Source organism: Ruminococcoides intestinale (genome assembly GCF_040095935.1).
Classification (GTDB): Bacteria; Bacillota; Clostridia; order Oscillospirales; family Acutalibacteraceae; genus Ruminococcoides; species Ruminococcoides intestinale.
The window spans coordinates 13,058-25,814 of sequence record NZ_JBBMFQ010000001.1 but is presented as its reverse complement, the minus strand read 5'-3'; the positions used below and the strand labels follow the sequence as shown (position 1 = coordinate 25,814).

At 38.4% G+C, this 12,757-nt stretch carries 9 protein-coding genes; 4 read left to right on the top strand and 5 right to left on the bottom strand.

The window, feature by feature from the left end:
- The first annotated feature begins 163 nt into the window (after positions 1 to 163).
- The 4 genes from WMO31_RS00115 (at position 164) to ilvC (ending at position 4,829) form a co-directional block, all read left to right on the top strand.
- Positions 164 to 1,405 carry a hypothetical protein gene (locus WMO31_RS00115; RefSeq protein WP_367998988.1) on the top strand — a complete coding sequence of 414 codons (1,242 nt, stop codon included), beginning with the start codon at positions 164 to 166 and terminating at the stop codon, positions 1,403 to 1,405.
- Positions 1,406 to 1,601: 196 nt separating this feature from the next.
- A complete protein-coding gene (gene ilvB / locus WMO31_RS00110) occupies positions 1,602 to 3,224 on the top strand; it encodes a biosynthetic-type acetolactate synthase large subunit (protein WP_021883769.1) in 1,623 nt (540 codons plus the stop codon).
- A 12-nt stretch (positions 3,225 to 3,236) separates the two neighbouring features.
- On the top strand, positions 3,237 to 3,728 hold the full coding sequence (gene ilvN, locus WMO31_RS00105) for an acetolactate synthase small subunit (protein ID WP_015523428.1): 492 nt from the start codon (positions 3,237 to 3,239) through the stop codon (positions 3,726 to 3,728).
- Positions 3,729 to 3,809: 81 nt separating this feature from the next.
- The gene (gene ilvC / locus WMO31_RS00100; protein WP_117966319.1) at positions 3,810 to 4,829 is read left to right on the top strand and encodes a ketol-acid reductoisomerase; all 1,020 of its coding nucleotides are present in this window, start codon (positions 3,810 to 3,812) and stop codon (positions 4,827 to 4,829) included.
- A gap of 291 nt (positions 4,830 to 5,120) precedes the next feature.
- Here ilvC and WMO31_RS00095 read toward each other — a convergent pair whose 3' ends face one another.
- The 5 genes from WMO31_RS00095 to WMO31_RS00075 all read right to left on the bottom strand — a co-directional run bounded on the left by WMO31_RS00095 (position 5,121) and on the right by WMO31_RS00075 (position 12,739).
- The gene (locus WMO31_RS00095; protein WP_367998987.1) at positions 5,121 to 6,959 is read right to left on the bottom strand and encodes a fibronectin type III domain-containing protein; all 1,839 of its coding nucleotides are present in this window, start codon (positions 6,957 to 6,959) and stop codon (positions 5,121 to 5,123) included.
- 196 nt (positions 6,960 to 7,155) lie between these two features.
- Positions 7,156 to 8,169, bottom strand: a complete 1,014-nt coding sequence (locus WMO31_RS00090) for a hypothetical protein (RefSeq protein ID WP_367998986.1) — start codon at positions 8,167 to 8,169, stop codon at positions 7,156 to 7,158.
- A 193-nt stretch (positions 8,170 to 8,362) separates the two neighbouring features.
- Positions 8,363 to 9,040, bottom strand: coding sequence for a hypothetical protein (locus tag WMO31_RS00085; protein WP_367998985.1), 678 nt, complete (start codon positions 9,038 to 9,040; stop codon positions 8,363 to 8,365).
- A gap of 14 nt (positions 9,041 to 9,054) precedes the next feature.
- Entirely contained in the window at positions 9,055 to 11,052 is a 1,998-nt protein-coding gene (locus tag WMO31_RS00080) for a S8 family serine peptidase (RefSeq protein ID WP_337367653.1), read from the bottom strand.
- Positions 11,053 to 11,335: 283 nt separating this feature from the next.
- Positions 11,336 to 12,739, bottom strand: a complete 1,404-nt coding sequence (locus WMO31_RS00075; protein WP_015523423.1) for an oxaloacetate decarboxylase subunit alpha — start codon at positions 12,737 to 12,739, stop codon at positions 11,336 to 11,338.
- Between the last annotated feature and the right edge of the window lie 18 nt (positions 12,740 to 12,757).

Below are 12,757 nucleotides of genomic sequence, written 5' to 3'. Positions count from 1 at the left end.
CACCGTGAGCTTTCACAAGTTTCACGGTGCTTTCATTTGCCAAAATTTTTCTAAACATAATCTTATATTATAGTATTTTAAAATCATTGACTTTTATAATTATGTAAATTATAATATTTTTGTCAGTGCTTGCAACTGATAAATAAACTTTGGAGAGATTAATTTGAAAAAGATATTTTTATTATTAGTAACCGCTTTATTTTTACTTTCATTATATGGATGTAACACTTCTTCATCAAGCAATAACCCCACTGAACAAACAACCGTAACGAATACAGATGATTTATCTCTTGATTCAGATATTGAAACAACAGAATTAAATCATGATTATGAAATTTACAATAACGGCAAAAAGGTGGATACTTTAAATCTTTACGGCTTATTTAAACAAATTGATAACGGCTTCATATATTCAAAAATCAATAAAGACTCTCCAAATGAAATGGAATACTACAGATATTATTTAGATAAAAAAAACAGTGTAAAACTTGGTTCAATAAAAAACTGGTCTATGCAAATTCACGATAAAGCTTATGTAAATAATCACCTTTGCTTTACGTCAAGCACGGGCGACATTACAGACGAAGAAAACAGAACTCTTGAATTTATTGATATCGACCTTAATAAAAACAAAATGACGACTGTATTTTCTGACAAAGGCGGATTTCCATATGACACTGTTACAGGAGCAGACAATCTTGTCATAATCACAAAAGTGCTAGACAACGGTACTTCTTTGGAACTGTATGATACCGAAACTCAAAAATTCAAGCAATTAAAATATTTAGAGTTTGATGATAAAAACAGTATCGGGGAAACTATAAGAAAAGTTTCAATTGACAAAAGTACAAAAACAATCTCTCTTTTGGTTTTGGATTGCATTTCACAGAACGAAGCTTCTTTAAAAATAGAAACTTATGACTATGATATGAATTTTCTCAAAAGCTATGATATATCCAACATTTCAGATGATTCAAACGAATTAATTCAGGGCGTACAGGTTTTTGATTTTAAAAACAATTATCTATTCTATCAAAATTTCAGCATAACAAGATGTATAGGATATATAGACAGCGATAAGCTGAAAAAATCCGACATATCAGAAGATGTAGATGATACTTTTTCAATAGTATCCGCATCTGAAGATGACAGTGATACAAATTTATTGTATAAGAGGGCGGAATCAAGTTCAGAAAATAACTACATATATCTTTTTGATACAACCAACAAAACAATGAAAGAAACAAAATTTAATATTGAAGAAAAAGGGTACACTATAGGCGGTATATCACGGATAGGAAAAGATAATTTGATGATAATGATGTCCCCTGATAATGCAGACAAAAAAAGTGACCTTAATTCAAGAATATACTTTACAAAATTAAGCGACTTAAATTTTCAGTAAACAGGCGGTAAAAATCAATTAAAATTCATTTTGCAAATTATCTGTCAAAATCCTGCAAAAAATTTAATTTATGGGCAATACTGCTCTTTACTTTTTAAGGTATTTATTGTATAATTAGCGGTAAAGTAAAAAGGTATATTTAATGTTACAAAACACCTTTTGCTCACAATAAAAAGGATAGGAGGGACAAAACATAATGATCAGCGGTGCTGAAATTATGGTAAAATGTTTGGAAGCCGAGGGCGTTGACATAGTCTTTGGTTATCCCGGTGCGGCTATCTGCCCATTTTACGATAAAATTTACGATTCGAGCATTACCCACATTCTTGTTCGTCAGGAACAGAACGCTGCTCATGCGGCAAGCGGCTATGCAAGATGCAGTAATCGTCCCGGTGTTTGCGTGGCAACTTCCGGTCCCGGTGCAACCAACCTCATCACAGGCATTGCAACCGCCTATACGGACTCTATTCCGATTGTTGCCATTACAGGTCAGGTTCGTTCCGACCTTCTCGGCAGAGATGTCTTTCAGGAAGCTGACATCACAGGAGCTTGTGAACCGTTTGTAAAGCACAGTTATCTCGTCAGCAAAACAGAAGACCTTCCGAGAGTTTTCAAAGAGGCTTTCCATATTGCCTCAACCGGCAGACCCGGTCCTGTACTTATCGACATTCCCGTTGATATTCAGGAAAATGAAATTGAAAGTTTTGAATATCCCGAAAGCGTAAACATTATCGGTTACAAGCCGAACACTAAGGGACACGCAATTCAGGTTAAAAAGGCTGTTGAGGCCATCAACGCAAGCAAGCGTCCTGTTATCGTATCAGGCGGCGGCGTGCTGAGTTCTGGTATCAAGCTTAAACTTCAAAAATTTGCAGAAACTACGGGTATCCCCGTTATTTCAACTATGATGGGCATCGGTGTTATGCCCAGCGAGCATGAGCTTTATCTCGGAATGCTCGGCACTCACGGCAAGGCTGTTGCCAACCGTGCTCTTCACGAAGCCGACCTTGTAATCGTATGCGGTGCAAGACTCGGTGACAGAGCTGTTGCGGCTCCCGACCAGATGAGTGAAAACACAAAGGTAATTCACATTGACATTGACCCTGCTGAAATCGGTAAGAATGTTAAAACAGAAATTCCGATTGTAGGCGATATGAAAAATGTCATCAATATGCTGCTTGACAGCATCGGCGATTACAAGGTTACAACAATGTGGAGCGAAACCGTAAAGAACTGGAAAAAAGACCTTTACCGTGAGCCTCCCGTTTTTGACGGCTTTGTTGAGCCGAGAACACTTGTCGGTCATCTTAGCGCAATGTTCCGCTCAAAGGCAATTCTCGTTGCCGATGTGGGACAAAATCAAATCTGGTGTGCAAACAACTTCCGTATTCGTGAGGGAAGATTCCTCACAACAGGCGGTATGGGTACAATGGGTTACTCAATTCCCGCTGCAATCGGTGCAAAGTTTGCAAGACCCGACCGTGATGTTATTGTAATCTGCGGTGACGGCAGTTTTCAGATGGGGCTTAATGAGCTTGCGACTATTGCAGGCAATCAGCTCGGAATTAAAATCATCATTATGAAAAACGCACGACTCGGAATGGTTCGTGAACTTCAGGACAAACACTACGGCGGCAGACACTCCGCAACAATTCTCAACGGTGATCCCGACTTCTTGAAGATTGCCGATGCTTACGGCATTGACCATGCAGAGGCTCATTCAAACAAGGAAGCCGAAAACATCATCAAGGGTATTGTTGATTCGGAAAAACCGTTCATTCTTGTTTGCGATGTTCACCCCGACACTCCGTCAATTTAATGAGGTGATAAAATGCAGTATACATTATCAATACTTGTTGAAAATCAGGCGGGCGTTCTTTCAAAAATTTCGGGACTTTTCTCTCGCCGAGGTTTTAACATCGACTCACTTGCAGTAGGTGTTACTCAGGACCCGTCGGTTTCCCGAATCACAATCGTTGCAAACGGTGACGAGTACATTGTTGAACAGCTTGAAAAACAGCTCAACAAGCTCATTCCCGTCATTAAGGTAAAAAGGCTTAACGAGGGCGAATTTATCAGCCGTGAGCTTGTTTTAATCAAAGTTCACTGCGCCGCCTCAAAAAGAGCCGAAATTGTCAAAACGGTTGAAATTATGCAGGCGAAAATCGTTGATGTATCCCCTTCGTCAGTTACCGTTGAGTACTGCGAATGTGCAAGCCGCATCAACACGCTTGTTGACTTACTCAAGCCTTATGGTATCCGTGAGATTGTAAGAACAGGTACTGTTGCCATTGACAGAGGCACAGCTTCGGTTTCCGTTTAATCTTACAGTTAGCATATATTTTAATTTATATGCCGCGTTTGCGGTAAGGAGGACTTTAATATGAAAGACTACACAAAAAACATGACAGCACCAATCTACTATCAGTCAGATTGTAACCTTGACCTTCTCAAGGGTAAGAAAATTGCTATTATCGGTTACGGCAGCCAGGGTCATGCACACGCTCTCAACCTCAAGGATTCAGGTTGCGATGTAATCATCGGTCTTTACAAAGGCAGCAAGAGCTGGGCAAAGGCTGAGGCACAGGGCTTTAAGGTATATACATCGGCAGAGGCTGCAAAGCAGGCTGACATCATCATGATTCTTATCAACGATGAAAAGCAGGCAGCTCTTTACAAGAACGACATCGAGCCAAACCTCGAAGCAGGCAATATGCTTATGTTCGCTCACGGCTTTAACATTCACTTCGGTTGCATCAAGCCTCCAAAGGATGTTGATGTTACAATGGTAGCTCCTAAGGGACCGGGTCACACAGTTCGTTCAGAGTATCAGGTTGGTAAGGGTGTACCTTGCCTCGTTGCAGTTGAGCAGGATGCTACAGGTCAGGCTAAGGATCTCGCACTTGCATATGCACTCGGTATCGGCGGTGCAAGAGCCGGCGTTCTTGAAACAACATTCAGAACAGAAACAGAAACAGACCTCTTCGGTGAACAGGCTGTTCTTTGCGGCGGTGTTTGTGCACTTATGCAGGCAGGTTTTGAAACACTTTGCGATGCCGGTTACGACCCAAGAAACGCTTACTTTGAGTGTATCCATGAGATGAAGCTCATCGTTGACCTTATCTATCAGTCAGGTTTTGCAGGCATGAGATATTCAATCTCTAACACAGCTGAGTACGGTGACTACATCACAGGTCCAAAGATCATCACAGAGGATACTAAGAAGGCTATGAGAAAGGTTCTTTCTGACATTCAGGACGGTACATTTGCTAAGGACTTCCTCCTTGACATGAGCGATGCCGGTTCACAGGTTCACTTCAAGGCTATGAGAAAGCTCGCTGCCGAAGCTCCTGCCGAAGTATTCGGTAAGGAAGTTAGAAAGCTCTACAGCTGGTCTGACGAAGATAAGCTCATCAACAACTAATGTTTTTTAGTTCGTGAAGTTAGTTTGATATATTCAAACTTCTGTCACCCGAGCATTACATAGTACGAATTTAGGGTAGCTTGATTTTCAAGCTACCCTTTTTGCGAGTACCTCGCTCGTAGTTCGTGTAGGTAGTTTGTGATAATTTACAACTACTTGTTCCCAAGCTTAATATAGTACAGATTAACGGTTCAGTCAATTTGGCTGAACCGATTTTTGTTGTGCAATAAAGGGGTTCAGCTTTTTACGGCTGAACCCTTTTGCAGTTAAAACTTATTAATTTTTAAATAATCAATACTTCTCATAGGAGAAAGAATTATAAGCATCAAGCAAAGACTGCTTATTCTCAGCGGTAGTGTTCTCACCCCATACGCTGTTATCACCATAACCTGTCGCAATAAATTTGGTAAACATATGTGCATTTACGCAATTATTAAACTGTTTAAGGTTAATTTCGTTATATTTTGCCCGTGAAATATTTTTGTCATTACCGTCAAAATATCTATAATAAATATTATTATTTGATTCTTCGCCTACGCCTCTTGCCGAATACATATTTGCAAAAAGATTCTCTCCGTCGTATGTGATTATTGAATTACCCGACCAATAGTAACCGTCATCTACATTTAAAGATATCTTTAGGTCGTGAACCTCATACTTTTTGGCAGTTTTATTATAGTATATCGCAAAACCGTCGTTAACATTTCCCACTCTTTTTAACTTACCGTCTTCAAATTTGTAAACAACGGAATGGAAACTATACTCATTGGAATCAGCCTTTTGTGCAACAAGCTCCGGAACTCCGTCAAAGTCGAAATCCAAAAACATAACACCTGACAAATTGTGATTACTTCCCAAGCTTGGCATCCATTCACTCTGATGATTCATCATATAATTGATATAAGCGTCCCTTGTTTTATCAGATGTCTTATACCTGTATGTTACACCGGTTGGGTTAAACATCGTAGTAAACTTTTTACCGTCTTTTGAAACACCTCTTACCGTATAAGTGTTACTGCCGGACTTTGCACCCTTGTGAACATAATAGTTGTCATAAGTTTCTGCTATCCTCTTCCAAAAACCGTTTTCTTTAATATAAACACGGAACTTTGGCGCATCTCCCGTCCAATGCATTTCAATACCGTTGTTTACTGCACCAATGCTGTAAATTTCGGGACAATCCTGATGATTGCCAATAGGCGTACCCTTTGAATCGTAGCCGCTTGTAAAACTTTTGGCATCCTTGCTGATACAACGAACCGTGTAATAAATATCATCAATGCTTAAATCAAATTCCTTTGAAACAACATTCATATCAAGCATAGTCGTGCCTGTTGTATCGGCAAGCTTTGTCCAACCGTTTCTGTCCTTGTAGTACACACGATACTTCTCTGCACCTGCAACTTTGTTCCATGTCAGCTTTACGCCGTCATATGTGACCTCAAGTTTTGAAATTTTCGGTGTGGCAACATACTTTACCGACTTGCCTGTCGGGTTATAACCGCTTGTAAATTTCTTTGCGTCTGATGTGATACATCTTACAATATAAGTGTAATTTCTGCCCGATGAAACATCCTTGTCGATATATGAGGTTGAAGTTGTATCGACCATTCGTGTCCAGCCTTTACTGCCCTTGTAGTAAACTCTGTATTTAGTCGCACCGCTTACTTTGCCCCAAGAAATTTTTACACCGCCGTTTACGCTTTCAAGCTTTGAAATTTCGGGGGCGGCAATATATTTTACGGTTGTCCCCTTTGAATCATAACCGCTTGTAAAGCTCTTTCCGTCAGCAGAAATACATCTTACAGTATAGGTGTAATTCCTGCCCGATGAAACATCCTTGTCGATATATGAGGTTGAAGTTGTATCAACCATTCGTGTCCAGCCTTTACGGCCCTTGTAGTAAACTCTGTATTTAGCCGCACCGTTCACTTTGTTCCATGTAAGCTTTACACCGCCGTAAACGCTTTCGGCTTTTGAAATTTTCGGAGTTGCCAAGCTTGCCCTTGCAACCTGTGCATACTGCACGGGTGTGTTAAGCGGTTCAACCGCATTTGCAGAAACTGCCGAAACCGCAACCGCAGACATCGACATTACCGCCGCCATAGCTATAGGTAAAAACTTTTTCATATCTATCCCTCACTTTGTAAATATTCTACGCATTATTAAAAACTTTAGCTAAATTTTTATGCAAGTTAATTGTAACATTAAATGATATAAAAAGCAATACATCTTGATAAACTATCACAAATTTTTAAGCTAAAATAAATAAACCGTTCACAAAAGCGAGAACGGTTTATTTTATATATTCTGTTGATGTTTTGAATTATTTAAAATAATTTCTGCGTTTTGCAAAAATTACTGCACAACCTGCAAGCATTGCAACAAGAAGAATTACAGCAACGCTGTTCTGTCCTGTTTGAACTGCACCGCTGTTATTCTGTGAATTGCTCAGTGTGTCATTTGTAGCTGTGTCGCTTGTTGAAACTGGCTTTGTTGCAGAAGTTGTATCGGGTACTGTTACAGGTTCGTCAACTGTTGCAACCGAAGTTGTAGGCTCAGTAGGAACAGTTGTATTCGGTTTATTAGATTCCAAACCAAAATTCATCTTTGACAATTCTTCAAGAATACTATCGTCAATAACTCCGCTTTCATAAGCCTCTTTAATTGAGTAAACATTGCCATTCTTATAAAGCATAACATCATCGCCATGGTTGTAATAATAAGTATAGTCACCAATTGTTTGTTCAATCATAACGCCTAAACTCATAAAGGGTATATTTCTAAAACATACTGTTTCATCACTTGTAGAACCAACAATTTCGACATTCAAATATTCAGGTGCTTTGCCATTGTAATATTTATTTATAATTACACGCTTTATTTCTGAAAGGAGAGCTCTATCTTCACCCTTTGGGGTAACATCTATCTTACCCCAAAGATTTCCCCAAACATATAATTCATAGAGCATATCATCATCAATTACACCTGTTTCATAGGCATCTGACAAGGTATATACTTTATTATTCTTGTATAACAAAACGGGACAATCTCTCGGATAAGAAACAGTATAATCACCTATATCGAATTCCACTTCATCTGTCCAGTGTGTAAAACTATCCATAAAATCGAAATACACGCCACCGTCACTGGCTGTACCATATATTCTTACTTCAATAAAATCAGGCTTTTCATCGCCATAATATGTATCTAACATAGCCTGTTTAATATCTGAAATCAAGTCTGGATCAGAAGTTTCATCAGGTGTAGCAGCAAAAGCTGTTGTTACAACCGAAAAGCACATTACAAATGCTATCAATGCTGTTAAAAGTTTTTTCATTTTTATTTCCTCATCTTTTATTTATTCTATCTGTAATAATGGTATACGCAACAGATATTCAATTTACTTCATTATACCGCTTAATTATATGTAATGCAATATAGTTGCTAAAAATTCACATAAAATAATCAGCAAAATAAAAACCGTTCTCAATAACGAGAACGGCTTTTACAGGGATTATTTAATTTGTAAATTACTCAAAATGATTTCTGCGTTTTGCAAAAATTACTGCACAACCTGCAAGCATTGCAACAAGAAGAATTACAGCAACGCTGTTCTGTCCTGTTTGAACTGCACCGCCGTTGCTCTGTGAATTGCTCAGTGTGTCATTTGTTGCTGTGTCGCTTGTTGAAACAGGCTTAGTTGCCGAAGTTACAGAAGTTGTATCGGGTACTGTTACAGGTTCGTCAACTGTTGCAACCGTAGTTGTAGGCTCAGTAGGAACAGTTGTATTCGGTTTATTAGATTCCAAACCAAAATTCATTTTTGACAATTCTTCAAGAATACTATCGTCAATAACCCCGCTTTCGTAAGCCTCTTTAATTGAGTAAACATTGCCATTCTTATAAAGCATAACATCATCGTTATGGTTGTAATGATAAGTATAGTCACCAATTGTTTCTTCAATTGAATAATCAAGGCTAAAGCCTTCATTGTGCATAAAACATACTCCGCCGTCACTTGTTGAACCAACAATTTCAATGTTGAGATACTCAGGCTCTTTACCGCCGTAATATGTATCTATCATCACCTGTCTGATTTCTGATGCAACATCCGATTCTGATATTTCATCAGGTGTAGCCGCAAAAGCTGTTGTTACAACCGAAAAGCACATTACAAATGCTATCAATGCTGTTAAAATTTTTTTCATTTTGATTTCTCCCGTTAATTAAGTTTAGCAATTATTTTTTGTATTTCTGTTGAATCATAAACATTTATAACTCCGTCAGAATTAACATCAGCAGCATATTTTTGTATGTCGCTAAACGTACACATATGACTTATATACTTCTGAACAAGAACTGCATCATCAATGGTTATTGCACCGTCAATATTAACATCACCTTTCAAAACATCACCCTTCTTTATCCAGTAAGCATACATAACAATCGTGTCGTTCTTTACGCTTGATGTATGAGCAACCGTCACCCCATCTCTATATATTGATTTTGTATAACCGCTCGGCTGACTTCCTTCTTTATACCAACCAAGTTTACCTGACTCATTTTGATATAACCACTTATTGTCAGACTTCCTATTTGCATACCAACCTGCAAATAACTTTTCATCAGAGGGTGACTGGTATGTATTTAAACTAATTTTAGTTGACACACCGTAAGTAACAGTTGTATTTGGCATATTATTTCCACTACCGCCATTTTTATCGTATTGAATTGTAAACTTACAATCACCTGCTGATTTAAGTGCGTTATGAGCATTTAACCTACCACCGGTTTTTACATATTTAGACCAATATGATGACTTATCAACACCATCAAGAATTGCTTTTTTTGTCGCTTTAGTGGAAATATTCTGATATTTACTTTGAATCAATGCAGCAACACCTGTAACATACGGTGTTGCCATAGATGTACCGGTCATACTGACATATGCTTTATCTTCTGCAGAGTATGTGGAATAAATATTTGCTCCAGGCGCAGCTAAATCAACACTAACTACACCATAATTACTTCCATCATACTCACCCCTTCTCCATATTTCATCATCAACATTTGAAGCAGCAACAGAGATTATATTGTCACTAGTATATATAGATGGATGTATTCTGTTATATTTATTTGCTGTTTCGATATTTAAGCCATAATTACCTGCTGAACATACTAATAAACCATTGTAATTATTTATTGTTTCTTCAAAAGATTTTGAAATATGACCAGCAAAACTTGCACTTAAATTTAATATTCTTATGTCATTTGCTTTTGCGTAATTTATAGCATTAATTACACCACTAAGTTTGTTTTTACTATCTCCACTACTGCCATTATCATTAAAAACCTTCAGACTTACTAAATCTACATTCCAACAAGTTCCTGAAACACCAGTACCATTATTTCCAACCGCACCGATTATTCCGGCTACATGTGTACCATGACCAAAAACATCTTCTAATGCATACGAATCATCAGTTCCCTCAACAAAAGATTTACTCAATTCACAATCAACATTATCTTTTAAATCTGGATGATCCGCTTTTATTCCACTATCAATAACACCTACCTTAACGCTTTTGCTACCGGTAGTTATCTTCCATGCATCAGGTAAATTAATCTTGTCTAAAGCCCATTGTTCACTAACATATTCGTCATTAGTCACATCAGTTGAATCTAATGTAATACAATAATTAGGTTCAGCATACAGTACGTCATTTCTCTTTTGAAGAGTTTCTATAGCATCTAAAACATTTTGTTTATCGTGTTTATTTAATGTTATACACAAGGTTTGATGAAAATCTGAATATTCATCCTTAATATTTTCATCAATACTGTCAAGTGCCTGCTGTCCTAGTTCATCAGACAAAAATACTGTATCATCTTGTGACACTACATTAATAAAATCATTATAAACAGAAACATATTCATTTTGAATCGTATCTACAGTATCAGATGTTAAATCTTTTACTGATTTAGCGTTGACTTCGCTAAAATCAGACACAGAATATGTGTCTAATTCCATACTTGTTTCGTTACGAAGTGCTACAATCAAAGAGTTGTCACAAAAATCCTCTGACAAACTAATATCATTACAATCAGTTTTTAGAGTATTATAATTAGCATCCGCAGTTACTGCTCCATAAGCTACAGTAGCATTTACTGTAAGTATAGCAGAGAAAAATAGTCCTGTCAATAATTTTAATTTTTTCATACATAGACTCCTATTCCTAAATTACTTTTTATTATTTACATTTTTATAATATTACATTATCGTCACCAACCTTACTGTTGTGATTTTATATCACTATTATAACACATATTACTTTCACTTTCAATAAAAACTTCATATTCATTTGAAAATTCATTATTAATTTTGTCAGTAGTGTTTACTTATAAAAAGCAGTACCTACTTCACATATTTCGTATTCTAACTATCAATAAAAAATGCCACTTTCATAGCGAAAGTGGCATAAATGTTAATTTTAGTTGTCAAATCAAACTGGGTGAACCATATTTTTCTTGTCAAGCTTGTCGCCGTTGATGCCAACCTTGGCATTTCTTCTCTTTTCAAAGAAGTCGAGAGCAACCTTCGGGAACTGTGCATAAGAAAGAACATCCTCAGGCTGTTCAATCCACTGCTCAATCTCGCCACGGAGCTTATCAAGCTCAGGCTTAAGCTGATCTGCAGGACGACCTTTGATAATCTTCTTGTCACCGATAATCTTCTTCTGAAACGCAGGATCAATCGGCATTGGAGTTGTACCGTACTCACCGGCAACAAGTCCCTTGAACTCGTTTGTGCACATTGAGTAGCGCTTGCCTGTGATTACATTGAATACAGCCTGTGTGCCGACAATCTGTGATGTCGGAGTAACAAGCGGAGGATAACCTGAATCCTTACGAACACGGGGTACTTCTGCAAGAACTTCGTCAAGCTTGTCTTCTTTACCGGCCTGCTTGAGCTGTGAAAGAAGGTTGGAAAGCATACCGCCGGGAACCTGATAGATAAGAGCGTTAGCGTCTGTTGCGAGCATCTTAGGATCAAGAAGTCCTGACTTGATGTACTTCTCACGAAGAGTCATGAAGTAAGCACGGATGTCAGAGAACTGTTTAAGGTCAAGACCTGTGTCGAACTCTGTGCCTGAAAGAGCGGCAACCATTGACTCTGTAGGTGCGTGTGATGTACCGAGAGCGAGTGGGCTGATTGCTGTGTCAATGCCGTCGGCACCTGCCTCAACACCCTTTAAAAGACACATTGATGCAAGACCTGATGTGTAGTGGGTGTGGAGCTGAAGCGGAAGCTCCGGAACAGCGGCTTTGATAGCCTTTACAAGGCTTTCGGTTCTTGTCGGAGTAAGAAGAGCAGCCATATCCTTGATACAGATTGAATCTGCACCTGCGTCTGCAATTCTCTTAGCATACTCAACATAGTATTCATCTGTGAATACTGGACCTGTTGTGTAGCTGATAGCAACCTGTGCATGACCGCCTTCTTTGTTAGCGGCCTTGATAGCTGTTTTAAGATTCTTGATGTCGTTAAGAGCATCAAAAATACGGATAATGTCAATACCGTTTGCGATTGAACGCTGAACAAGGTACTCAACGCAGTCATCGGCATAGTGACGATAACCGAGCATATTCTGTCCTCTGAAAAGCATCTGGAGCTTTGTGTTAGGGCAATGCTCTCTGATTGTGCGGAGTCTGTCCCACGGATCTTCGTTTAAGAATCTGAGGCATGAGTCATATGTTGCGCCGCCCCAGCATTCGAGTGAGTAATAACCGATTTTATCGAGTTTGTCAAGAACAGGGAGCATTTCCTCTGTTGTCATTCTTGTTGCAATGAGTGACTGATGAGCGTCACGCAGAGCAGTTTCGGTAACTCTGATTTTTTTTGCCATTTTACAGCATCCCTTTCT

Bases quoted from the DNA above. Each gene is read 5' to 3' on its own strand.
- ilvC (WP_117966319.1), top strand. From the start codon at position 3,810: ATGACAGCACCAATCTACTATCAGTCAGATTGTAACCTTGACCTTCTC.
- ilvB (WP_021883769.1), top strand. From the start codon at position 1,602: ATGATCAGCGGTGCTGAAATTATGGTAAAATGTTTGGAAGCCGAGGGC.
- ilvN (WP_015523428.1), top strand. From the start codon at position 3,237: ATGCAGTATACATTATCAATACTTGTTGAAAATCAGGCGGGCGTTCTT.
- WMO31_RS00095 (WP_367998987.1), bottom strand. From the start codon at position 6,959: ATGAAAAAGTTTTTACCTATAGCTATGGCGGCGGTAATGTCGATGTCT.
- WMO31_RS00080 (WP_337367653.1), bottom strand. From the start codon at position 11,052: ATGAAAAAATTAAAATTATTGACAGGACTATTTTTCTCTGCTATACTT.
- WMO31_RS00075 (WP_015523423.1), bottom strand. From the start codon at position 12,739: ATGGCAAAAAAAATCAGAGTTACCGAAACTGCTCTGCGTGACGCTCAT.
- WMO31_RS00085 (WP_367998985.1), bottom strand. From the start codon at position 9,040: ATGAAAAAAATTTTAACAGCATTGATAGCATTTGTAATGTGCTTTTCG.
- WMO31_RS00090 (WP_367998986.1), bottom strand. From the start codon at position 8,169: ATGAAAAAACTTTTAACAGCATTGATAGCATTTGTAATGTGCTTTTCG.